The following is a 789-nucleotide window of genomic DNA, read 5'->3' on the forward strand; positions in this document are numbered from 1 at the left end:
ACTGAGAATTCTTAATCACCAGATCCGTTTGCTTAACTTGTGCTTATAACTATGCTTTCCGCTGAATTAGTTGGCTCAGCATAAACAAAGAAGTCGCACTGATCACCACTGACGGGCCTGCTGGTGTGTCGAAGTGCCACGACAGACTCACTCCCATTAGAACTGAAATCGCACCTATGATGGATGCGAAGAATGCCATTTGTTCTGGTGTAGAAGACAACTTACGCGCTGTTGCTGCAGGGATGATCAACAGTGAAGTCATGATAAGGGCACCGACAAACTTCATACCTACCGCAATCACTACGCCCACCATCAGCATCAAGACCAGACGAATTAAATCTGTGTTTACACCTTCTACAGCGGCTAGCTCTTCGCTGACGGTACTTGATAATAACGGTCGCCAGAATATGTACAAACATGCACTAACGGCAATTACGCCGGCATAAATAAACATCAAATCTTCTGGTGATACAGCTAATAAATCACCAAATAGGTAACTCATTAGATCGACACGAACATTGTCCAAAAAGCTTACTGACACCAAACCGATAGACAAAGAGCTGTGAGCCAGAATTCCGAGTAGGGTATCTGTGGCCACCAGTTGCTGCCTTTGCAGTGTTACAAGGAGTACCGCTAATGCTAAACAGCAGACTAGCAGCGCAAGATAGAGGTTAACGTTCAGTAAGAACCCGAGAGCGAGCCCCATTAACGATGCATGGGCAAGAGTGTCACCGAAGTAGGCCATTTTGCGCCATACAACGAAAGACCCAAGTGGACCTGCGATGATTG

General features: G+C 46.1%; 1 protein-coding gene. It reads right to left on the bottom strand.

What is annotated here, in order from left to right; genetic code table 11:
* Window positions 1–49: 49 nt before the first annotated feature.
* Window positions 50–787 (bottom strand): zinc ABC transporter permease subunit ZnuB, encoded by a 738-nt coding sequence (gene znuB / locus R8O10_RS24670; protein ID WP_318191882.1) that lies wholly within the window; start codon window positions 785–787, stop codon window positions 50–52.
* Between the last annotated feature and the right edge of the window lie 2 nt (window positions 788–789).

Source organism: Vibrio sp. 1727 (assembly GCF_033344415.1).
GTDB classification, from domain to species: Bacteria; Pseudomonadota; Gammaproteobacteria; order Enterobacterales; family Vibrionaceae; genus Vibrio; species Vibrio alginolyticus.